20 protein-coding genes, 1 tRNA gene and 1 pseudogene are annotated in these 23,614 nt (G+C 38.6%); 9 read left to right on the forward strand and 13 right to left on the reverse strand.

Going from position 1 to position 23,614, the window contains the following annotated elements; genetic code table 11:
• Nucleotides 1-44 precede the first annotated feature (44 nt).
• On the forward strand, nt 45-2,219 hold the full coding sequence (locus tag E2K98_RS23500) for an MMPL family transporter (protein WP_133338526.1): 2,175 nt from the start codon (nt 45-47) through the stop codon (nt 2,217-2,219).
• Between the two features lie 21 nt (nt 2,220-2,240).
• Here E2K98_RS23500 and E2K98_RS23505 read toward each other — a convergent pair whose 3' ends face one another.
• Together E2K98_RS23505 and E2K98_RS23510 are read right to left on the reverse strand one after the other, a co-directional pair.
• Entirely contained in the window at nt 2,241-2,582 is a 342-nt protein-coding gene (locus tag E2K98_RS23505; protein ID WP_133338528.1) for a cupin domain-containing protein, read from the reverse strand.
• 383 nt (nt 2,583-2,965) lie between these two features.
• A complete protein-coding gene (locus E2K98_RS23510) occupies nt 2,966-3,286 on the reverse strand; it encodes a hypothetical protein (protein WP_133338530.1) in 321 nt (106 codons plus the stop codon).
• A 193-nt stretch (nt 3,287-3,479) separates the two neighbouring features.
• Between E2K98_RS23510 and E2K98_RS23515 the strand changes: the two genes are divergently transcribed.
• From E2K98_RS23515 to E2K98_RS23525, 3 genes are all read left to right on the forward strand, one after another.
• Nucleotides 3,480-4,601, forward strand: coding sequence for a metallophosphoesterase (locus E2K98_RS23515; RefSeq protein ID WP_133338532.1), 1,122 nt, complete (start codon nt 3,480-3,482; stop codon nt 4,599-4,601).
• Nucleotides 4,602-4,761: 160 nt separating this feature from the next.
• The gene (locus E2K98_RS23520) at nt 4,762-6,042 is read left to right on the forward strand and encodes an ArsB/NhaD family transporter (protein WP_133338534.1); all 1,281 of its coding nucleotides are present in this window, start codon (nt 4,762-4,764) and stop codon (nt 6,040-6,042) included.
• A 13-nt stretch (nt 6,043-6,055) separates the two neighbouring features.
• A complete protein-coding gene (locus E2K98_RS23525) occupies nt 6,056-6,334 on the forward strand; it encodes a hypothetical protein (protein ID WP_133338536.1) in 279 nt (92 codons plus the stop codon).
• Nucleotides 6,335-6,370: 36 nt separating this feature from the next.
• Here E2K98_RS23525 and E2K98_RS23530 read toward each other — a convergent pair.
• Nucleotides 6,371-6,787: pseudogene (locus E2K98_RS23530) on the reverse strand (FGGY-family carbohydrate kinase); the annotation flags it as partial.
• Between the two features lie 96 nt (nt 6,788-6,883).
• Between E2K98_RS23530 and E2K98_RS32125 the strand changes: the two are divergent.
• From E2K98_RS32125 to E2K98_RS23540, 3 genes are all read left to right on the forward strand, one after another.
• Nucleotides 6,884-7,009 carry a hypothetical protein gene (locus E2K98_RS32125; protein ID WP_268884131.1) on the forward strand — a complete coding sequence of 42 codons (126 nt, stop codon included), beginning with the start codon at nt 6,884-6,886 and terminating at the stop codon, nt 7,007-7,009.
• Nucleotides 7,010-7,160: 151 nt separating this feature from the next.
• Nucleotides 7,161-8,276 carry a GGDEF domain-containing protein gene (locus tag E2K98_RS23535; protein WP_133338538.1) on the forward strand — a complete coding sequence of 372 codons (1,116 nt, stop codon included), beginning with the start codon at nt 7,161-7,163 and terminating at the stop codon, nt 8,274-8,276.
• A gap of 139 nt (nt 8,277-8,415) precedes the next feature.
• The gene (locus E2K98_RS23540) at nt 8,416-9,681 is read left to right on the forward strand and encodes a sensor histidine kinase (protein ID WP_133338540.1); all 1,266 of its coding nucleotides are present in this window, start codon (nt 8,416-8,418) and stop codon (nt 9,679-9,681) included.
• A 37-nt stretch (nt 9,682-9,718) separates the two neighbouring features.
• On the opposite strand, the gene E2K98_RS23545 is transcribed toward E2K98_RS23540, so the two are convergent.
• The 3 genes from E2K98_RS23545 to nagA are packed head-to-tail and all read right to left on the reverse strand — an operon-like array spanning nt 9,719 to nt 12,430.
• A complete protein-coding gene (locus tag E2K98_RS23545; RefSeq protein ID WP_133338542.1) occupies nt 9,719-10,441 on the reverse strand; it encodes a GntR family transcriptional regulator in 723 nt (240 codons plus the stop codon).
• 48 nt (nt 10,442-10,489) lie between these two features.
• Nucleotides 10,490-11,236, reverse strand: coding sequence for a glucosamine-6-phosphate deaminase (nagB, locus tag E2K98_RS23550; protein WP_133338544.1), 747 nt, complete (start codon nt 11,234-11,236; stop codon nt 10,490-10,492).
• The gene (nagA, locus tag E2K98_RS23555) at nt 11,237-12,430 is read right to left on the reverse strand and encodes an N-acetylglucosamine-6-phosphate deacetylase (RefSeq protein WP_133338546.1); all 1,194 of its coding nucleotides are present in this window, start codon (nt 12,428-12,430) and stop codon (nt 11,237-11,239) included.
• A 247-nt stretch (nt 12,431-12,677) separates the two neighbouring features.
• Between nagA and nagE the strand changes: the two genes are divergently transcribed.
• A complete protein-coding gene (gene nagE, locus E2K98_RS23560; RefSeq protein WP_133338548.1) occupies nt 12,678-14,567 on the forward strand; it encodes an N-acetylglucosamine-specific PTS transporter subunit IIBC in 1,890 nt (629 codons plus the stop codon).
• Nucleotides 14,568-14,604: 37 nt separating this feature from the next.
• Here the strand turns inward: nagE and yhbH are convergent, their stop codons facing one another.
• From yhbH to queG, 5 genes are all read right to left on the reverse strand, one after another.
• The gene (gene yhbH, locus E2K98_RS23565; protein WP_026574369.1) at nt 14,605-15,771 is read right to left on the reverse strand and encodes a sporulation protein YhbH; all 1,167 of its coding nucleotides are present in this window, start codon (nt 15,769-15,771) and stop codon (nt 14,605-14,607) included.
• Nucleotides 15,772-16,000: 229 nt separating this feature from the next.
• Nucleotides 16,001-17,896 (reverse strand): PrkA family serine protein kinase, encoded by a 1,896-nt coding sequence (locus E2K98_RS23570; RefSeq protein ID WP_133338550.1) that lies wholly within the window; start codon nt 17,894-17,896, stop codon nt 16,001-16,003.
• 435 nt (nt 17,897-18,331) lie between these two features.
• Entirely contained in the window at nt 18,332-18,829 is a 498-nt protein-coding gene (trmL, locus tag E2K98_RS23575; protein ID WP_133338552.1) for a tRNA (uridine(34)/cytosine(34)/5-carboxymethylaminomethyluridine(34)-2'-O)-methyltransferase TrmL, read from the reverse strand.
• Nucleotides 18,830-18,893: 64 nt separating this feature from the next.
• The gene (locus E2K98_RS23580) at nt 18,894-19,763 is read right to left on the reverse strand and encodes an amidase domain-containing protein (protein ID WP_133338554.1); all 870 of its coding nucleotides are present in this window, start codon (nt 19,761-19,763) and stop codon (nt 18,894-18,896) included.
• A gap of 86 nt (nt 19,764-19,849) precedes the next feature.
• Nucleotides 19,850-20,983, reverse strand: a complete 1,134-nt coding sequence (gene queG, locus E2K98_RS23585) for a tRNA epoxyqueuosine(34) reductase QueG (RefSeq protein ID WP_133338556.1) — start codon at nt 20,981-20,983, stop codon at nt 19,850-19,852.
• 108 nt (nt 20,984-21,091) lie between these two features.
• On the opposite strand from queG, the gene E2K98_RS23590 reads away from it, so the two are divergent.
• Nucleotides 21,092-21,760: a B3/B4 domain-containing protein gene (locus tag E2K98_RS23590; RefSeq protein WP_133338558.1), complete on the forward strand. Its 669-nt coding sequence runs from the start codon at nt 21,092-21,094 to the stop codon at nt 21,758-21,760.
• Between the two features lie 83 nt (nt 21,761-21,843).
• Here the strand turns inward: E2K98_RS23590 and E2K98_RS23595 are convergent.
• Both E2K98_RS23595 and E2K98_RS23600 read right to left on the reverse strand, forming a co-directional pair.
• A tRNA-Gly gene (locus E2K98_RS23595) sits at nt 21,844-21,917 on the reverse strand.
• A 715-nt stretch (nt 21,918-22,632) separates the two neighbouring features.
• On the reverse strand, nt 22,633-23,559 hold the full coding sequence (locus tag E2K98_RS23600; protein ID WP_133338560.1) for an alpha/beta hydrolase: 927 nt from the start codon (nt 23,557-23,559) through the stop codon (nt 22,633-22,635).
• Nucleotides 23,560-23,614 lie beyond the last annotated feature (55 nt).

Below are 23,614 nucleotides of genomic sequence, written 5' to 3' on the forward strand. Positions count from 1 at the left end.
CAGTTCATTTTTGGGGAAAAGTAAATCAAAGGGGGCAAATGATTATGAATAAGCTTGGCAGTTTCATTTATCGACACCGAAAGCTTGTCCTTTTCACCTGGTTTTTTGCCATTATTGTATTAGGCTTTTTCGCAACGAAATTGCCATCCGTATTAAGTGGCAATGGTTTTGAATATAACGGGGAATACAACAAAACTAGAGAGATTCTTGAAAGAGATTTTGGACAGCCTAAATCCTCGATTATCCTTGTGTTTCAACGCGAGAAATCGATTAGTGACCAAGACTGGAAATCATTTATAAAGGAAACATTCATAAACCTAAAAAACTTTGATGGGGCAAAAGAAATCATCTCCCCCTATGAACAAGAAGGAATGGTAAAAGAAAATTATGCTTACGGGCTGATCACCTTTCAAAAAAAAGCCGAAGCTCTTGGAAAAGAAATTGTCCAATTAAAGCAAAAACTAAAAAATCGAAAGGGTCTAAAGGTAACCATTACGGGTGAACCCGTTATTGTGAAAGATTTGAATACTGCAAGCCAAGAGGACCTTGCTAAGGCAGAAATGATCGGACTTCCCATCACTTTACTTGTCTTGATCCTTGCTTTCGGTGGATTGGTTGCTGCTGCTACACCGCTCATTATAGGTGTTGTGTCCATTTTAATAACGATGGGGACGGTTTTTTTCTTTAGCTACGGAGCAGATTTGACCATTTTCATTTTAAATATTATTCCAATGATTGGACTCGCCTTAAGTATTGATTTTGCATTACTTTTTATCAATCGCTATAAAGAGGAGCTGCAGCGGAATTCCGTACCGGAGGCCGTTAAAATCACTGTTGCAACCGCCGGCCGTTCGATCATTTTTTCAGGACTTTGTGTGTTTATTGGTTTGTCAGGACTTTGGTTCATTCAAATCGATATCTTTCAAAATGTGGCTCTCGGTGGAATGACGGTTGTGTTTATTTCTGTATTTTGTGCGTTAACCTTTCTTCCTGCCCTCCTATCTGTCATTGGGAATGGAATTAATAAATTTAGCCTTATAAAGATTGCGGAAAATCAAACAAGCATTTGGCATCGGTTTGCGAAGTTTGTCATGAATCATCCTATTTTTTTAACCATAGTAGCCCTTGCGATTTTGCTGGTTGGTCTAATTCCAGTAAGACAAATGGTTCTAACCATTCCTGGCACAGATTCCCTGCCGTCAAACTATCCTTCGAGAATGGCGTATGAAGTGTTTCGCGACCATTTTATCCCGAAGAACAAGCGGGAGGAGAAAAAAGTAACGGTAGTCCTTGAATCGAAGAATGATTTTCTAAATAAAGAAAACTTAATCATGGCAGAAAAAGTCGTTAATAAAATACAAAAGGACTCATTAGTCCATACAATCAATTCTCCTTTTTCCATTACGGGAATGAAACATGCTGAACAGTTAGATCAATTTTTGAAATACGGACCAAAACAAAAGGTTATACCAGTAAAGGATTATTATTTAAGCGGAAATAAAATGCGTCTGGAAGTTTTTTTAAACACCGGTGAGCATTCCGCAAAAGCCAGGGAATGGGTTGATTCTTGGTCTAAACGGGATTTAGGAATCAAGGCTTCCTTTGGAGGCACGATAAAATTTGAGCAAGAAATATTTGATGAAATTTTCATAAAGGCTCCCTACGGCTTATTGTTAATTTTTTCATCCACCTTTTTGATTCTAATGGCAGCCTTTCGCTCGATTCTTATCCCTTTAAAGGCTATTTTGATGAATGTTTTAAGCTTGGGATGTACATTCGGCATTGTGGTTTGGATATTCCAACAGGGACATTTCGGATTAAAACCGGTGGATATTGCTTTAATTTTACCTGTATTCGTTTTTACGCTCGTATTTGGTTTATCCATGGATTATGAGGTATTTTTGATTTCAAGGATTCAGGAGTTTTATTTAAAAACAGGCGATAACAGCGTGGCAACCATAGCCGGGTTAACGTATACGAGTAAAATTATTACTTCTGCCGCTGCTATTATGATTGTTGTAACCGGTGCATTTGCCTTTACAGGTGTTATGCCGATCAAACAATTGGGTGTCGGGATTGCAATTGCGATTTTTATTGATGCTACCATAGTGAGAATGGTCCTTGTACCGGCTTTAATGAAGCTGCTTGGTGATTGGAACTGGTGGTTTTTTGGGTATAAAAATAAACAGCTTCGTAAAAATCAAAAAAGGCCAGCCTGAAAATCGGCTGGCTCTGTTTTATTAAATATTTTTCGCGTATTGATCACTTGGAAATTTGCTTAAGACTACATGTAGGCTGACAGTTTCATTCCCATTATTTTCAAAGGACATTTCTTCATCACTGCTTACATGGATAAGATCTGCTTTGGTAACATCCGTTTCCTCACCATCAATGACGAGCGTTCCAGCCCCTGTTATCACATATAAGTAAACCTCCGTTCCCGGATGCTTATGGACTGGAAGTTCCTGTCCAGGTAGAAAGTTTAAAACAAAGGCTGTCGTTTCTCCCTTTTTATAGATCACCCTTTTTGTAAATCTTTCTTCGCTATATTCCATAAAGGCTTCTACTGAATTCTTTTCCACTATAATTACCTCCTTAATGTAACTAATTTCATTTTAATTGAAAACCATTTTCATTTAAGTGACTGAAATCACACCGTTTAATATGTTCAAATAAAAGAAAAGGCTTTGTTAAAGAACAATGTTGATTTTTAAACAAAGTTGATTGGAGCGGAAGGTGCGAGACTCCTCGAAAATGCTATCGCATTTTCTTCGTGCGTGGGCGGATTCAAGGATGTAATTCAATGTCCTGCGGGAGCAGCGGGACAGGTGAGACCCCACAGGCGCTTAAGCGCCGAGGAGGCTCACCGCCCGCCCCGCGGAAAGCGAGCATCCTGAAGCGGAAATCAACAACCTCGTTTAACACAGAAAAAGAAAAAAATAAAAAGGAGTTCAAAGAACCCCTTTTATGACATATATGAAAGAACTACTTTTTGCGGAGGATATTTCGCATCTTGCGATTTACTCTTTAATCTTTCACATGACGGCATTTCGAAGGAAAAATCCACCACCTTTGAAGGGATAACCCCTTCTGTTTTTAATTGATCAAATACCTTCTGCATTGCTTCTTCTGTTGAGAGCTTATCGTCAGAATCATTTACTTGAAAACATTCAACACAGGTCTCAATGATATTTTCATCAATTTTTTCTTGAGCAAATACTAGCTGGGCTCCCGTTATTGCTTCTACTTCGTTGTTTTCTAATTCAATGATGGTTGTTATATTCATTTTCATTACCTCCCGCTTTGGATACCTCCATTATAGTTAAATATAACCGCGTAAAAGGGGAAAATCACATTTTTTCACTTTTTATTCATATGTTTATGACAATTTTCTGTCTAATTATATTTAACCATTAAAAACTCATACAACCTTCTTTTAAACAAATACTAAAAATACTAAACTTTTGGAGGAGATTGTTTTGAGAAGTTCTAAAAGACTTATCCTGCTATTGCTGACTCTCATGCTTATTTGGCAATCCTCCCCTACACCATCCTTTGCTGTAGAGAGCGGGTCCAATACGAGTGAAATGGTTCAGTTACGGATTCTTGAGACGACAGATCTGCATGCCTCTCTAGTGAATTATGATTATTACCAGACGAAAGTGGACAACCGAATCGGGCTTGTTAAAACGGCAACGCTAATCAAACAGGCTAGGAGAGAAGTGAAAAACTCCCTGTTGTTTGACAATGGCGACCATTTAAAGGGCAACCCTCTCGGTGAATATTTGGTACGTGTAAGAGGACTTCATAAGGGAAAAATCCATCCTGTATACCGTGCCTTTAATTATTTGCATTATGATGCAATTACCATCGGAAACCATGAATTTAATTACGGACTCCCCTTTATCAAAGACGCGTTAAAAGGACTGAAAATGCCCTACGTGAATGCAAATGTGTACTCCGTAAAAAAGCAAAAACCTTTTTTTAAACCCTATGTCATTTTAAATAAGGAGGTTCTCGATGAAAAGGGAATACCTCACGCAATTAAAATTGGCGTTATTGGCTTTATGCCAACTCAAATCATGAAATGGGATAAAACAAACCTTGAAGGAAAGGTGTTTGCCCAACCGATTGTGGATACAGCCAAAGCATTTATTCCGAAGATGAAAGCAGAAGGAGCTGACCTCATTATTGCTCTTGCCCACACAGGGATAAGCAATGAACCCTATCATCCTGATACCGAAAATGCTGTTTATTACCTTACGAAAATTCCCGGAATTGATGCCATCCTCGCTGGGCATTCGCACGGTATTTTCCCAGGACCTGCCTATTCTTTTATGCCCAATACAAATTTAGAAACGGGAAAAATCAATATGAAGCCGGTTGTGATGGCAGGCGCATTTGGAAGCAGGCTGGGGATGATCGATCTTAAGTTAAAAAAAATAGCGGGAAAATGGGTGGTTTTACAAAGCAGTTCCACTACAAGAGCGATTGCAGATGAAAATGGAGACTCACTTGTGAAAACGGATAAAACATTATTAAAACGAATTAAAAATGACCATCAAGAAACTGTTGAATTTATTAAAAAACTTGGCCTTTAGCCGGCCAAGTTTTGATAATTGAAAATAATTCTCTTTACAGCCTATTCCCCGCTCTACTATAATAAAAAAGTAAATAAATAAGCTTGTTTTTTGGGGGAGTCTGTCAACACAGGCTCCTTTTTGCTTTTTTTAGGAAATACATACGGAAAGAGGGGAAAAAATGTCAACACAAGCAATCATTGCGATAGGTGTATTTTTAATTACATACGCATTTATCGTTACAGAAAAAATCCATCGAACCATTATTGCTATGGCCGGTGGAATCATGATGGTACTACTTGGAATTGTAAATCAAGAAAAAGCCCTACATCATATTGATTTTAATACACTTGGTTTACTGACAGGGATGATGATTATTGTCGCCATCACATCCGAGACGGGCCTATTTAATTATATTGCCATCTTCGCAGCAAAAAAGGTCAAGGGAGATCCCATCAAACTTCTCGTAGCTTTAGGAATCATTACGGCACTTGGTTCAGCTTTTTTGGATAATGTCACTACGGTGCTGTTAATGGTTCCAGTCACTTTCAGTATTACAAGACAATTAAAGGTAAATCCCATTCCCTATTTAATTACTGAAATTATTGCATCCAATGTAGGCGGAACATCTACACTGATTGGGGACCCTCCGAATATTATGATTGGCAGTGCCGTAAAGGAACTTACCTTTATGGAATTCATCTACAATCTAACGGCTATTTCCTTTTTTATTTTGATTGTCAACGTGGTGATTCTTGCTTTTATATATCGAAAGCAGCTGAAGACTACTCCGGAATTAAAAGCGAATTTAATGGATTTGGATGAAAAACAAGAAATTACCGATAAAAAGCTATTGGTAAAATCTCTTATTGCCCTTGCCTTTACCATTTTAGGCTTCTTTTTGCACCAGTTATTCCATTTGGAATCAGCATCCGTTGCCTTAGCGGGAGCTTTCCTTTTGCTATTATTAACCGGGGAAAGACATTTGGAAAAAGCATTTTTTAAGGTTGAGTGGTTGACTATTTTTTTCTTTATCGGGCTGTTCGTCCTTGTTTCAGGATTAATTGAAACAGGAGTTATTTCCCTTTTAGCCGATTACTCCGTACATCTTACCGGCGGTAATGTGGCTTCATCCTCTATTTTAATTTTATGGGTCAGCGCAATTGCATCGGCTTTTATTGACAATATTCCTTTTGTGGCAACCATGATTCCGATGATTAAAGACATGGGGTCGCTTGGAATTGATAATCTGGAACCACTTTGGTGGAGCCTGTCACTTGGAGCCTGTCTTGGAGGTAACGGAACTCTAATTGGCGCTAGCGCTAACGTGATTGTTGCAGGATTGGCTGCAAAAGAAGGGCATCATATTTCCTTTGGAAAATTTCTATTGATTGCTTTTCCACTAATGATTCTCTCCATTATCATTTGTACCGTTTACATTTATTTACGATATTTAGTATAAGGAGCTAAAAAAGATGAAAATAATTTATTCGTATGATGAAAAGCTTCTGGACTTAAATGAGACAGCAAATGACGATGACATTGAATTTAATATCAACAGCTTAGGTATGGATATAAAACAACAAGTATATAAAATTCGAGAAATTTTTAATGAAAATAAGGTCTTAACAGATATTCTTGTATACGCTCACACAAACCAAAGATATCAAATTATTGTTAGAAAAGATTTTTATAATGACTTTATCATTGAACTTTTTAGACAACAATTAGTTACGGAAGTAAAATGGGCATAAATAAATAAGGCTGCCATTACTGGCAGCCCTTTTTCTTTATTCAGCCCACTTTTTTCGAAAATTGGAGATGTTTTCATATTCTTCTTTAAAGAGTCTAGATAATCGAATATAGATGGGGATAATCTCTTGATACACTCTCACGTTTTCTTCAATTGGTTTATGGTGGTTGGTAGCTCCAACCATTTCAGCGACTACATTTAAGGAATCAATCTCCCCTAAACTGTACAAGCCGAGGATGGCTGCACCAAGACAGGAGCTTTCAAAGCTTTCCGGAATATTTACCTCTTGATTGAAAATATCCGCCATCATTTGCCGCCAAAGTTCAGACCTAGCAAACCCTCCAGTTGCCTGAATACTTCTAGGCTCACCAATCACCCAAATCGGAGCCCGCTCTCCCGTCATATAAGGATGAAAAATCAAACCGTCAGAGTCGGGATTTACATTCTCCGCAATTTATAATTTTTCCAAATAATAAATGTTTAAAAAAATCCACTTTCATGAATTAAACCTACAGATAGGTATACTATAAAAATATAAGGAGGGGTTAAGTTGGAAACACATAAAAAACAAGATAAAACTTTAACCTATGAATCAGATGGGAAAATGGGAAATCGCAAGAAAGAAAGTACCAATAAAAAACGAGATTTTTTTAACACAACACAAAATAGTGAGTGACGAAAAAGCTTCCCAAAAATAATGGGAAGCTTTTTCATTTACATTTTTCAACAAAAATTTAACATTTCGTTAATCCATAGTATAATTGATAAGATGTAAATTTTTACTTTATCATTATATTAGAAACGTTTTATTACAGGAGAACCATAAAATGTTAAAAGATTTTGTTTCAAATGCAGCAATTTTAATTGCTTCCTTTTCTATTATGGGACAATTATTCAAAGATAAACCATTACACCTTTCCTCTCCCCTATCGGTCAAATTTTACTGGGGATTAAGTTTTGGAATCCTTGGAAATATCTTAATGATCTACAGCATCCATATAAATGTAACAACCATTGCTGACTTACGGCATTTGGCAATTGTAACAGCCGGGGCCTTTGGGGGTTTTATCCCTGCAATGGTCGCATCCATTCTAATCGGATTGGGAAGGATTTTATTCTTTGGATTTAATAATACTTCCATCCTGGCATCCTCCGGAGTCATCCTAACAGGGCTAATTTGCGGAGGGATTTCGAAGTTTAGATATAAACCTATCATAAAAGCCTTCCTCATGAATCTTATGGGCTTAATCATAATCTCAATCATTCTCTTTATTACTATTCAAGATCGCGTTGTACTAACAAATATATTGGCGTACCATTACGTTATTTCGTTAATTGGCGGTATTTTTTCCTATCATTTAGTAGTCTTTATCACTAAATCAAATGAGGCCGAGCAACATCTTAAAGAGGCCAATAGCCTATTGAACCAACTTTCCTATATTGATGGCCTTACAGGTATTTCCAATCGAAGATATTTTGATCAAACCCTTGAAAAGGAGTGGGCAAATTTATCTTCCACAAACTCTCCGCTAACCTTGCTAATGTTCGATATAGATTATTTTAAAAAATACAATGATACGTACGGCCATCTAGAAGGAGACCGCTGTCTTCAATCCATAGCCGATGCGATAAAGAACTTAATTTATATGAACACTTCCTACACCTTTTGCCGTTATGGAGGAGAAGAGTTTGCCCTTGTTTTACCCTTCGCAGAGCAGAATGAAGGAATTCAAATGGCAGAAAAAATTCAAAAAGCAATTCAATCGCTTAAAATTCCTCATATTAGCTCAAAAATATCGGATATTGTTACATTAAGTATTGGGACTGCTACAATGTTTCCTAAAACTTCCTTAGACAGGGAGAAAATCATCCAATTGGCCGATCAATCTCTCTACTTATCAAAAACTAATGGAAGAAATAGAATTTCATCTGTTCAATCATAAAAAGCCTGGAAGGCTGGTTCACCAGCCTTTTTTCACGGGGTAAAATCACAAAATTTAGAAAATTTTGCATGAATTTGTTGAATCTTTGGGAAATAACCTGTAAAATTTTCCTATCAGCTATTTTTGGACGGTGAAATGAATGGAAATTACTAAACATCTCTTCCTAAACCTTTCCATTTTAATAATTCTCCTGTTTTTTTACTTGATATGTTTTGATAAATATAAAAAACTACTTACCTTAAAACCTATCTTGATTTTTTTATTCACGGGCTTAATATGGGTTTGTGTTCAACTTTCCTATAATCCAGTACCGTTTTCCCACTATGATCTAAGAATTATCCCTTTAGTGATTGGCGGTTTGTATCTTGGAATGGGTCCAATCCTTGTTTTAGCTTTATTAATCATTAGAAGTTTTTACGGATGGGATATCGGTTTATTGGAAACTTCCATACTCTATGGTCCACTTGCCATTGTATTTTGGCTCATAACTCCCTGGTATTGGAAGCAGAGTTCTTCAAGACGAATCCTTATTGCTGTGTTACTAGGGATGATCCTTGGTATCCTTACGATTGGCGGAATGGAACTATTCCATCCCTATACTAATTGGATTGACGCCTGGTTTGCCTTCTTAGTGATTCCTCCGCTAGGAATAGCTATTGTTTCGTATGCAATTGAATTTGTTAAAAAAAATAACCAAATGCGTCTGCAATTGATTAAAACAGAGAAATTAAAGGCAGTCGAACAAATGGGGGCGGCAATATCTCATGAAATTCGCAATCCCCTGACAGCAGCCAGTGGCTTTGTTCAGTTATTGCAGGATGATTATCTGCCACGCCATAAAAGAAGAGAGTACCTTGCACTCGTGAGGGACGAATTACTTTCTGCTGAACGGGTTATTCAAGATTACCTGACCTTTGCAAAACCTGCCCTAGAGGCGTATGAGGAACTGAATGTAAAAAGTGAACTTAAGCAAATCATAAATATACTGCAGCCTTTAGCCAATCAAAATTCTGTAGAGATTAATACAGACTTTTCGGTCATTGGTTTTATAAAAGGCGACCAGCAGAAATTTCGTCAGTGTTTTATTAATGTCCTCAAAAATGCAATTGAGTCCATGCCAAACGGAGGATACCTTTCCTTAAAAACGGAATATGACCAGGAATATGTGTCTGTTACTGTTAAGGATACAGGTGTCGGGATGACAAAAGAACAGCTTGAAAGGCTTGGCGAACCCTTTTATTCTACAAAAGGTTCAAAGGGGACCGGACTTGGAATGATGGTCGTGTATAGCATTGTTCGGGCCATGGGCGGATGGATTCGGGTAGAAAGTGAAGTAGAAGCCGGAACCGTCTTTCATTTTCATTTTCCTGCCATCAGGCCATATAGAAAAGCAGAAAATCAATAAGAAATGGACAGATGGATTTTACATCCTCTGTCCATTTTTAACGTTTCATTCGGATCATAAATTTATAACGGTCTGCACGATAGGTGGACTTTACAAACTCAACTGGAGTCCCGTCATGTAAGAATGTATTTCGATGGATGAGCATGACAGGTGCACCTGCAGAAATCTTCAAATAAGGTGCCTCAAGCCGATTGGCAATCGATGACTCAATCGTCTGCGTAGCATAATCAATTCGCAGGTTTAACTGGCCCTCAATATACTCGTATAGTGACCGATTGACAATCTCCTCTGTTATTCCCTTAATGAGATTAGCAGAGATATAATTGATTTCTATCGCCATGGGGAGATCATCCGCCAAACGGATCCGTTTAATTTCATATACAGGACCATATTCTTTTATGGCCAATTGATTAGCGATTTGGGCGGTTGCAGGAATCACCTCAAAAGACAGCAGCTGACTTCCCGGGTTTAATCCCCTAGATTTCATATCCTCTGTAAAGCTTGTTAGCCCTTGCAATGCCTGTTCAATTTTTCGGTCCGCTACAAATGTTCCCTTACCTTGCAACCGAAATAAATATCCATTATTTACCAGTTGTGTAAAGGCTTGTCTAACCGTCATCCTGCTTATTTGATATTTTTCAGCATATTCTCTTTCAGGAGGCAGCGCATCTCCCGGCTGTAATTCGCCTTTTTCAATTAAATCCTTTATATGTTCTTCCAGTTGATAATAAATTGGAATGGGGGAATGTTTATCAATCATGCTCCTCTCAACTGCGTCCTTTCTTGGCCATATCAATCGAAAGAATATCTATTCTTTCAACATTGGAATTTTCAAATCTAAAATAGCTGCTTCATCTGCAATAATTGTAACACATGGGTGATTTTTCAGTACAGAAGCAGGGAAATTTTCATTTAATTCCGAGTGCAAAAGTTGGTACATAGCATCCCTTTTGCTTTCCCCAGAAACCAATAGTAGAATTTCTTTACTCTTCATAATCGTTGAAATCCCCATTGTAATGGCCTGTGTCGGAACTTCTTCCGGACGATTAAAAAATCTTGCATTCGCTTCAATCGTCGAAGGCGCCAGGTTCACAATATGTGTTTTTGATTGAAAGGATGTTCCCGGTTCATTAAAACCTATATGCCCATTACTCCCAATTCCAAGAACCTGCAGATCAATACCGCCGTGACCCGCTAGTAAATCCTCATAACGATTACATTCCTCTTCAATATTCCTGCCATTACCTTTTGGAACAAAAGTATTCGCTTTTTTAATATCAATATGGTTAAACAAATTCTCATCCATATAATACCGGTAGCTATTTTTATCTGTTCCAGCAAGGCCGATATATTCATCAAGATTAAAGGTCGTGACGTGCTGATAGGAGGTTCCATTTTTTTGATGATCTTTTATAAGGTTTTGATAGGTCCCAGTTGGTGTACCGCCAGTAGCTAATCCAAGGGTGATGGAAGGATTATCAAGAACCTTTTTCATTATATATTCAGCAGCTGTTTCGCTCATTTGCTGATAATTTTTTACTTCAATAAATTTCATTTAGATTTCCTCCTTTTTAAAGGCCACTTTTCCTCGGCATATCGTCATATAAACTTCCAACTGATCATCTAATATTACGATGTCTGCATCTTTTCCTTCAGCAATACTTCCTTTACGATCATAGATATTTAGTTGCTTAGCCGGGTTTACTGAAGTCATTTCGATGGCGTCTTCAAGTGAACAACCTGTAAATGTAAGAAAATTTTTCACAGCATCCCCGAGTCTTAAAATACTACCCGCCAGTGTCCCATCATCAAGGAATGCTTTACCATCCCGTACATTTACCTGCTGACCGCCAAGATCGTATTGGCCGTTTTTCAAACATTTTGCCCGCATTGAGTCTGTGATTAAAATTAACCCTTCTTTGCGTTTTAGTTTGTAAGCCAGTTCAATCATTTCTGGGCGGACATGGACTCCATCTACAATCATTTCAGCAATTAGTTCATCCCGTAAAAGGGCAGCTCCCGCCACACCCGGCTCGCGGTGGTGCAGCCCGCGCATTTGATTAAAAAGATGAGTGACGTGATTGGCACCTGCATCAATGGCAGTAATTACTTCTTCATAAGCTGCATCGGTATGACCAATCGAAGCAATCACCCCATTTTCCTTAAGATAACGTATCAGTTCTAAACCACCGGGACGTTCAGGTGCTAACGTTACAAGTTTAATATTCCCCTTTGAAAGGTCCTGCCATTTCTTAAATAAAGAAAGATCCGGATCAATAATATGCTCAATCGGCTGCGCACCCGCCCTTTTTTTATTGACAAATGGCCCTTCAAGATGAATCCCCAGGATTTCAGCACTTCCTTCGGTCGATTGTGTTTCTATAAATTTTCCCGCATTGATTAATGCGGTTTCTATTTCCGCTTTTTCCTGTGTCATGGTAGTAGCTAAAAAGCTGGTCGTGCCTTCTTTCGGAAGGGCTGCCGTCATATTTTCCAAAGCTTCAGGTGTAGCGTCCATCACGTCAGCGCCATTCACCCCATGTATATGAACATCAATAAAACCGGGAATGGCTTTATATTGCGATGAAATTTCTATCATTTCGTATTCTTCTACATTTTTAAGCTCATCTGTTAATCCCAATTCCACTATTTTTTGATCTTTAATTTTTATATAACCATTTTGAATAATCTTGTCTTCTGTATAAATTTGAATACCCTTTAGTAAAATATGATTAACTTTTGCAGGCATCTTCATTACCCCTTTCAAGTTACTTTCATATTAGCACTTTTAACTTATAGTTGTCTATACCAATTAAACGCTCTTGATTCATTATAAATAAATGTTAACGTCTTTATTATTAAAGATTTTGGTAATAAATTATCCCCTTTTAATTTTTAAATTGGTATAGACATCTATAATAATCGAGTGGTATGATAACAATGCATTTTAAAAACGCTTTCACAAATAACTTCTAAAGCAAAGGAGAGAAACAGATATGTTAGGATTTTTACAAAGAATCGGAAAAGCATTAATGCTTCCAATTGCGGTGCTTCCAGCTGCCGGATTATTACTCCGATTTGGACAGCCTGATCTATTGAACATCCCTTTTATCGCCAATGCCGGTAATGCTATTTTTGCAAATTTAGCATTGATTTTTGCCATTGGTGTGGCAATGGGTTTCGCTAAAGATAACAATGGTGCTGCCGCATTAGCAGGTGCTATTGGTTATTTAGTATTAACAGAAGGTACAAAAGCAATTGATAAAAATATAAATATGGGGGTTCTCGGCGGGATTTTAGCCGGGATTATTGCAGGGCTTCTTTACAATCGTTTCCGTGATGTAAAACTGCCAGAATGGTTAGGTTTCTTTAGTGGCAGAAGATTTGTTCCAATCATCACCTCAGTCGCGATGGTGGTTTTGGCAGGCATCGCCGGGTTTGTTTGGCCGCCTATCCAAGATGGTATTAATAGTCTTGGGAATTGGATTATTGGTTTAGGTGCAATAGGTTCTGGCCTTTTTGGATTTTTAAACCGGTTACTAATTCCATTAGGACTTCACCATGTATTAAACAGTTTATTCTGGTTCCAATTTGGAGAATTTCAGGGGAAAACAGGGGATATTGCCCGCTTCTTTGCAGGAGATCCAACTGCCGGCGGTTATATGACAGGATTCTTCCCCATCATGATGTTTGGACTTCCTGCAGCAGCCTTTGCGATTATTGCTGCAGCTAAGCCTGAAAAAAGAAAATCAGTATCCGGTATGTTTATCGGGCTTGCGTTGACTTCATTTCTAACAGGAATTACAGAACCAATTGAATTTTCATTTATGTTTATTGCCCCATTACTTTATGGTGTTCACGCAGTTTTAACGGGCCTATCGATGTGGATTACTTCATTATTAGGAATTAAAGATGGGTTTACCTTTTCTGCAGGGGCCATTGATTATGCATTAAACTTCAACATTGCTCAAAAGCCATTATTGTTATTATTGGTTGGTGTAGTGTACGCAATTATCTATTTCATCATTTTTTATGGATTAATTAAGGCTTTTAATATTAAAACCCCTGGCCGTGAGGATGAAGAGGCAGCCGAGCTTAATCAAGATACTCCAAGCACGGTTGGAGGAAACAAATATGAGACCATGGCTTATCATTTTATTAACGATATTGGCGGCAGAGAGAACATCACTTCAATTGACAATTGTACAACCCGTTTACGCTTAAATATTAAAGATATGGAAAAAGTAAAGGATTCTTCTTTAAAAGCGCATGGAGCCAAAGGAATTATGAAATTGAATAAAAACAACCTGCAAGTTGTCGTTGGTACCGAGGTGGAATTTGTTGCGGATGCAATGAAGAGAATGGATATGAATCAAGTACAAGTTGACGATTCTATCACGGATTCTGCTGCTCCAATGACGGATAGCAGGATGGAATTAACGGAAGAAGACTTTGTTATGCCAATTAAAGGAGAAATTATTCCACTTTCCGAAGTGCCAGATCAGGTTTTCTCGCAAAAAATGATGGGAGATGGTTTCGGGATTATTCCAGAAAATGGATCTGTTGTATCTCCTGTTGACGGGGAAATCCTTAATGTGTTCCCTACAAAGCATGCCATCGGTATTCGTTCTAACCAAGGCTACGAAATTCTCATCCATATTGGGTTAGATACGGTAAATTTAAAAGGAGAAGGCTTTACGGTTCTCGTGAATGAGGGAGACAAAGTGACAAAGGGACAAGCGATTCTTAATTTTGATTTAGAATTCATTAAGAAATCAGTTCCATCTACGGTTACACCAGTGATCTTTACAAACTTAACAAAATTAAATGTTAAAAAGCATGGTCAAACCGAGCAAGGAAAGAACGGAATCCTCTCAATAGAATAACGGAAAAACGACAGGTGCCTGACACCTGTCGTTTTTGTTATGCGTATAATTTTGATTCTTCCTGTTGGAAGAAGCTCTTCATGGCATGGAATACATCGGCTTTTTGCTTGAGGATATAATAGCGGAAATGCTCATCCTTGATATTTTTATAAGCAGACATTAAGGTGGAGTGGCGGTTATACTGATTAACCTCGCCGTAACCAAACATATTCGACACCTTCATTAACTCCTCCACCAATTTGACACAGCGTGCGTTATCAGATGTTAGATTATCACCGTCTGAAAAATGGAATGGATAGATGTTATATTTTCTTGGACTATATTTGTCATCAATTAATTCTAATGCCTTCCTATAGGCAGATGAACAGATTGTTCCACCGCTTTCTCCTTTAGAAAAGAAATCTTCCTCCGTAACAACCTTTGCTTCGGTATGGTGAGCAATAAATTCAATTTCCACCGTTTCGTATTTCGTTCTTAAAAAGCGTGTCATCCAGAAGAAAAAGCTTCGTGCCATATACTTTTCCCAAATTCCCATACTTCCGCTTGTGTCCATCATCGCGAGTACCACTGCTTTAGAATCTGGCTTAATGACCTCATTCCAGGTCTTAAATTTTAAATCATCCTTATAAATTGGATGAAATGCAGGTTTCCCACTCATCGCATTGCGTTTGAATGCAGACATCATCGTCCGCTTTTTATCAATATTCCCCATTAGCCCTGTTTTTCGAATATCATTAAATTCAATATTCTCAACCAAATGTTCTTCTTGTTCTTTTCTCTTTAAATTTGGAAGCTCTAACTGTTTGAATAATGCTTCCTCTAATTCCATTAACGAAACTTCAGCCTCAAAATAGTCCTCTCCAGCTTGATCGCCGGCGCCTTGCCCTTTTCCCGGACCCTTTTGCCCGCTAGAACCGTCACGTGCTACTACATCCCCGACTTGGCTGTCACCGTTACCTTGGCCCACGTGTTTGTTTTTGTCGTAATTATAACGAATTTTATATTCGTCCAGTGAACGAATCGGAATTTTTACCACATCTCGACCGTTTGACATAATGATGCTTTCTTCTGTGATAAGATCTGGAAGATTATTTCGAATCGCCTCTTGAACTTTTTCCTGGTGCCGCTGCTGGTCATCGTGGCCTTTACGGTGGAGGGACCAATCTTCTCTAGAAATCACAAATTGATGGTTATCGTCTGACAATTAAAACCCCTCCCTATAAAATTTTGAAAATCCTTTGCACACATTTTTTTCTACCACATACTATAACTCGAGTGTAAAAATCCAATTGAAATATTGATTACTTTATCCTATGCAGAAACAGCGAATAATTTACAAATAATTTTGACAATTGGTGTTTTGCCTATGAAAATGGACAAGAATTTTGATAGAAAAAGACTGGCAAAATTACTTCTGCCAGTCCGTATAGCCGTTAGCGATTTAATAAGCTTCCTACATATCTCAATAGTTCGTTTGCTGATGTCGAATTATAACCATGCTCATCAATCAGCCTTGCAACAACATCATTGATTTTTTTCAATTGCTGTTCATCCGGCGTTTTCGATGATGTGGTTATCTTTACAACATCCTTAAGATCAGCAAACAGCTTCTTCTGGATGGCTTCACGCAGACGGTCATGGGAATTATAATCGAACCGCTTGCCTTTTCTCGCATAGGCCGAAATACGGATTAAGATTTCTTCCCTGAATGCTTTTTTCGCATTCTCGGAAATACCAATTTGTTCCTCAATGGAACGCATTAGTTTTTCATCTGGATTAATTTCTTCACCAGTTAATGGGTCGCGAAGCTTTGCTTTATTGCAGTAGGCTTCGACATTATCCAGATAGTTATCCATAAGTGTCTTGGCAGACTCTTCATAGGAGTAGACAAATGCTTTTTGGACTTCATTTTTCGCAATATTATCATACTCTTTCCGAGCTACTGCAATATAGTTCATATAACGTTCACGCAGTTCTGCTGTGATGGACGGATGCTGGTCTAGCCCATCCTTCAACGACCTTAATACGTCTAAGGCATTAATAGAAGGTACCTCTTTACGAATGATTGTAGAGGAAATTCGGTTAATGACATAACGTGGGTCAATACCGCTCATTCCTTCATCCTGGTACTCTTTCTTAAGTTCCTCAATATCTGCTGTATTAAATCCTTCAACACTTTCGCCATCATATAGGCGCATTTTCTTAACTAAATCGATATCACCTTTTTTCGGTTCCTTCAATCGAGTTAGTATGGTAAACATTGCAGCAACCTTTAGTGTATGCGGCGCAATGTGAACATTCGACACATCACTTTCCCGGATCATTTTTTCATAAATTCTTTCTTCCTGTGACACCTTAAGATTGTAAGGGATTGGCATGACGATAATCCTGGAATGAAGGGCTTCATTCTTTTTATTGGAAATAAATGAACGGTATTCCGTTTCATTCGTATGTGCGACAATTAATTCATCCGCACTGATTAACGCAAACCTGCCCGCTTTGAAATTTCCTTCTTGTGTTAACGAAAGCAGATGCCATAAAAACTTTTCATCACATTTTAGCATCTCTTGGAATTCCATCATTCCTCGGTTAGCTTTATTTAGTTCCCCGTCAAAACGGTATGCCCGTGGATCTGATTCGGAACCAAACTCTGCAATGGTTGAAAAGTCAATACTTCCAGTTAAATCGGCAATATCCTGTGACTTTGGATCGGATGGACTAAAGGTTCCGATACCGGTACGTTTATCCTCTGAGAAAAAGATTCTTTCCACTTGAACATCTTCAATTCTTCCGCCATATTCTTGTTCAAGGCGCATCATGTTTAATGGCGACAAATTCCCTTCAATGCGAATCCCATATTCTTCATGAAATTCATCCCGTAAATGATGGGGAATTAAATGCAATGGATCTTCGTGCATCGGGCAGCCTTTAATCGCGAAGACAGACCCTCGATCTGAGCGTGAATAACTCTCTAATCCTCTTTTTAGCATCGTTACCAATGTAGACTTACCGCCGCTGACTGGGCCCATTAACAACAAAATACGCTTTCTGACATCTAGCCTTTTAGCGGCCGGATGAAAGTATTCTTCCACAAGGCGTTCAAGTGCTTCCTCTAATCCAAATAATTGATTACTAAAGAAATTGTACTTCTTCGTCCCTTTTTCTTCTTCAATCCCCGCATCCTTAATCATATTATAAACTCGAGAATGTGCAGACTGTGCAACCCATGGCTTGTTCTTCAACAACTCCAAATAATCGGCAAAAGTTCCTTCCCAACGCAGCTTTTCTTCCTCTTCACGAAACATCTCGATTTTTTTTAAAATATCCATAAGGCCCTCCCCCTGTAGCTTAGTCAGAGACGATTAATATACTCTATGCACGTAGGAACTTGAACATGCGTAACCAAGACATTTAGTCCCTATCTTTTTTGTTACAGCCCTTTTCATTTATTAAAGTTAGGCTATAATAAAACTATATGCTCGACTAATCGAAAAAATTTGCGGGAGGGTTTACATAGTGAATACTTTTATTGTAGTTTTAGTTATGATCACATTCTTAGCTGCCATCTTCACAGCAGGATACAACGACAAGCCAGGCGCAAATAAATAGAAAAGCGGAAGCGCCTTGATCAGCACCGACAAGTGCTGGAGGTCCTGCCGGTGAAGTCGTTCTTTGACTTCATCGGCAGGACCGAAGCAACCTCGAGGGGCTAGGCGCTGGAGCTGGACAATGTAAAAGGCTGCCCAATGCCAGGCAGCCTTTTTTTATTGACCTAAAGCAGGTCCTTTATTAAGTAGGTTAGAGTAGTTTTGCTGCCTTAGTGCTTCATATACCAGAATAGCCGCTGTATTGGATAAATTTAATGAACGGACATTTTGATTCATGGGAATCCTTAACGCGCGGTCCTTATTATTGGCAATGACATCTCTAGGAAGACCTGTCGTTTCCCGGCCAAAAATAAAATAATACTCCTTGTTCAGATCGCTGTAGTCAAAAGAGCTATGCGGGATTTCACCAAATTTGGTTAAATAAAAAAATTCACCGCCTGCATTCTTTTCAAAAAATTCATCTATTGAATCATAATAAATAATGTTCACAAACTCCCAATAATCCAAGCCTGCCCTCTTCAGCATTTTATCTTCTGTTGAAAAGCCTAATGGGCGGATTAAATGTAAACTGGTATTCGTGGCAGCGCATGTACGAGCGATATTTCCGGTGTTAGAAGGAATCTCCGGCTGGTATAGTACAACGTGGTTTGACATCAATTTCACCTCAAAAAAAATCTCTACCTGCAATTATACCACTATGTTGTTTACGGACAAGAAATCAATCCAAAATCGAAAAGAACTTATATTTTATGTTTGGCGTATAGGCTGATGAATCTTCGTAGGCCCAGTACCTCATACGGCTATTGTACGTATTGGCGTTTACCAACGGCATTCCATATGCATCCTTCCCGGTCACCATCGTATTATGATTAAACCGGCCATCCCCTTCAAAATCGTAGCAAATCACGTCCCCCAATAATAATTGATCAGGACTGCTGACCTCTCTTGCCCTTAAACCACTCTTAGAGTTCCCCAAATATAATCTTAGAGAATGGGCCATCGCCCAGCTGTAGCTATAATTATGATTTTGCATCCACCAGCCGCTTCCGCGGTTCGGATACCCTCTCATCGGGGCTCCACCGGCACGAAGACATTGTGATATATAATTGGTACAATTGTTTTCAAATTTTTTATACGCAGGATTATAACTATTCCACCAGCGTTCCGCATATTGCACTGCCTTTAAACGGTCATACCGGAAGCTTGAACGTTCCTCCAATTCTTCGGTTGGAATGGATAATTCCTGATGACCATCGCCAGTTTGAACAGGTGCGATTTCTTGATCAGAGATTACTTCTCCTTTATAAAGCTTAGCGAGCCTCATTTCTGTCTCCTCTTCTAGATAAAGCGCGTCTTTTTGTTTAATAAGATATTGAAAATGAGCCATATAATGGACAGTTTCGTAATTCCCATTTTCAATTTTTTCTATGATATTGCCCGCAGCCTTTACTTTTACAATTTCAGCCGACCGTTTGGACAAAGAAGCTAATTTTCTTTCTGCCTTTGGATATAAACTTTTCTGCTCCCTCGTATTTGAAATAAATTGATGAATTCTTTTATCAAATAATTCTTGAAGGGATTCTTGCATCTCTCTCCACTCCTTTCCATTCATACATATGTGGAAAGGACGAAATTCAATCAAAAAAAGAGCCAATCATCATGATTCGCCCTTTTTTACGTATTCAACATACGTAAACCTTTTTCGATTTCCTGCTGGACCTCTATATCTGTTTCGGTTTTCCTAGCTTTCTCAAGGGCGGTATATGCGCTCTCGCCGCCAATTTTACCAAGGGCCCATGCAGCTGTTCCCTTCATTACTGGACTTTGTTCATTCTGCAAAACCTCAACTAAATCGGGAACTGCTGTTTCATCTTTAAAATGAGCAAGGGCAATCATGGCATTACGTTGGATTGGCTTCTTCCCACGCCAAGACCCTGATAAATGGCCAAATTTATTTTTAAATTCACGATTACTCATCTTTAAAATTGGGGTTAATAATGGTTTTTCAATTTCCGGATTGGTTTCCATTTCTTCATGAAAATGAAAGTCCTTCCCTTTATTTTCCGGACAGGCGGTTTGGCAGGAATCACAGCCATACACCCTATTTCCGATTTTCTCCCTAAATTCATCCGGTATAAGGCCCTTTGTTTGCGTTAAAAATGAAATACATTGCTGAGCATTGATCTGTCCGCCGTGTACCAATGCACCTGTAGGGCAAGCCTCAAGACATTTTGTACATGTTCCGCACTGATCTTCTATTGGAGAGTCGGGTTCAAAAGGAATACTGGTAATCATTTCACCTAGGTAAACATAAGAGCCAAATTCAGGCGTGATTACCGCACAATTCTTTCCGCTCCAACCAATCCCTGCTCTCTCTGCCACAGCTCTGTCTGAAAGTTCTCCAGTGTCAACCATTGATTTAACCCTGGCATCCGGTACCTTTTCAAGGATAAATGCTTCCAGTTTTTTTAGTCGATCACGGAGAATATGGTGATAATCCATTCCCCAAGAAGCTCTTGAAAAAATTCCTCTTCGCTCTCCCTTTTTGCTCACGAGCCTGATTTTCATTTTAGATGGATAAGCTAACGCAATCGCTATGATGGAACGCGGCTCTTCAAGGAGCAGGGAGGGATTAACGCGTTTTTCTATATCCGGTTCCTCAAAACCTGATTGGAAACCTAGCTCCTGCTGGCGTATTAATCTATTTTTCAGTTCAGTAAAGGGGGCAGCAGTAGTAAAACCAATTTTATCAATGCCAATTTCCTTACTGTATGCAATTAGTTCTTCTTTAAATTGGTTAACGTTCATTTTTAAAGCCTTCTTTCAAACGGTTTCCATCAATATGATGCGGTTAATTATTCATTACACACTTTTTTATGATAAACTATTTCCAACAAATTTTGGAGGTTAAAAAGCTTGGAAATTCAATTGTCATCAAGTCTGATTGAAAAGATTCCTAATTTTAAAGTGGGAGTTATTGAATACGAGAATATCACTGTCGGGAATTCACCGCAAATGGTTAAAGGCCGTCTTCAGTTGTTTCAAGAGTCGATCTATTTTGAGCTGGAAAATAAAAATGTGACGGATTTACCTGGAATTCAGGAATGGCGAAGTGTGTTTAAAATGACGGGAAAGGACCCGAACCGCTACCGTCACTCTGCAGAAGCACTATACCGAAGGGTTCAAAAGCAGAATTATCTTTCCCCTGTTCAAAGTGCGATTGATCTCAACAACTTTTTCTCGCTAGAATATCAAGTGCCGATTGGGATTTATGATCAAGAGAAATTAGAGGGACCAGTTACAATCCGAATTGGTGCTGCTGGGGAAGAATATCGCGGTTTAAATGGAAGAATGAACTCATTAGAGAACTTAATTGTATCGGTAGATCAACAAGGACCATTTGGCAGTCCGTTTGTAGACTCAGACCGAACACCTGTAACGGTAGAAACCAAACAGGCGGTGCAAATGATCTATATTCGGCCATCTATGGATGTAGTTAACGCGAAACAGCTAACGGAATCTTTAATGAATATGTTTATTCAAGTCCATGGCGGGGATGCTTCTTATCGCATATTAGGATGCTGATAGAGGCATTCTTTTTTTGGGCAAATAAAAAAACGTAACGCATCGTTTTTCTTTGAAACGATACACTACGTTAGTCACAATATTGGAGCGGGTGATGGGAATCGAACCCACTACATCAGCTTGGAAGGCTGAGGTTTTACCAGTAAACTACACCCGCAAATTATTATAATGTAATATTTATTTTCAACACGCATTTACATGCCTCTTCCTCTAAAAGCATATTCGAAGAAGAATGATGCGTCGAGGCAACTCGAAGCTTATTCTCAGATGCTATGCTCGTGGCTGAGGTTTTACCAGTAAACTACACCCTCAATTATTACTTGAACGCTTTAATTAACTGACTTTTATTATATTACACACTTTTCATTTTTTCGTCAAGGTTTTTTGCGAAATTTGTCGATTTTTTAACTTGATTTTTAGATTGAGTGGATTAGTAGGAGAAAAAGGGCTTTTCGGTGAATGGTAGGGCGGTGCTTTTCCCTTTTTATGATAAATAACACTCTTTGCGGGTACTTTGAATCTTTGACAGTTACCACGGCCATTCTTTTTTCTCGTTTACGGGCAATTAGAACCCTCGTCAGTGACCGCTTCCACTCTTTTTTCTCCTTTACGGGCACTTAGAACACTTGTCAGTGACCGCTTCCACTCTTTTTTCTCCTTTACGGGCACATAGAACCCTCGTCAGTGACCGCTTCCACTCTTTTTTCTCCTTTACGGGCACATAGAACCCTCGTCAGTGACCGCTTCCACTCTTTTTTCTCCTTTACAGGCACTTAGAACCCTTATCAGTGAAGAAACCACTCTTTTTTTCATTTACAACCTATGTTCAACCCTAGATGGTAAAAGTCTATTTGAGTTCGTATTTTTCAAAATTAAAGATGCTCATTCATCCACCCAATAATATCCGCAACCACTTCATCCTTATTAATCTCATTTAATATTTCATGCCTGGCATCTTCATAAAATTTATAAGTGACATCGATAATACCGGCATTTTTAAATGCTTGATAGGTTTTTAACACACCTTTTGTATTTCCTCCAACTGGGTCCATACTTCCGGAAACCAAATAGATCGGCAACTTTTTTTGAATCAACTCAATATTAGCGATTTTATTTATCGTTTCAAGACCGCCAAGCAGATCATTAAAAAAGCCTGATGAGAAAATACCACCACAATTGGGATCTTCAATATACAAATCTACTTCTCTTTCGTCCCTGCTTAACCAATCAAATTCCGTTCGATTCGGTTGAAAGCTCTTATTGTAGTTACCAAATGTAAGATTATTTAATAGTGGACTAGGAGTCCTTCTTCCTATCTTCTTCATTTGCCTGGAAGCGATCATCCTGCCGATTTTCCCCATAATCCCCGGGTCTCCGCCTGTACCTGATAAAATCACACCTACAATCCGATCACCGTGCAATTGAATATAACGACGGGATAAGAATGATCCCATACTGTGACCAAATAGAAAAATCGGAACATCTGGATAGTCCTTTTCAATGATCGTGGTAAGGGTAAACAGATCCTCCACTACTTTTTCAAAGCCCTGTTCATCTGCAAAATAACCTGAACAGTTATTTAAACTCGCCGTTTTTCCATGGCCACGGTGATCATTACCAAAAACGACTATATTTTGAGATACGAGTTCTTCTGCAAAGGAGTGATATCGCTCGATATGCTCTGCCATACCATGGGCAATTTGGACAATTGCGCGCGGATTTTCCTCCCCATCCCATTTGCTAACATGGATCTTAATACCATCATTCGTTTCAAAGGTAAAAGCAGATTGCTTAACCATCCCAATCACTCCTTAGCATCTTGACAATTGAACTTCACTAAAAAGCATTTACTTC

This window comes from Bacillus salipaludis (assembly GCF_004358205.1).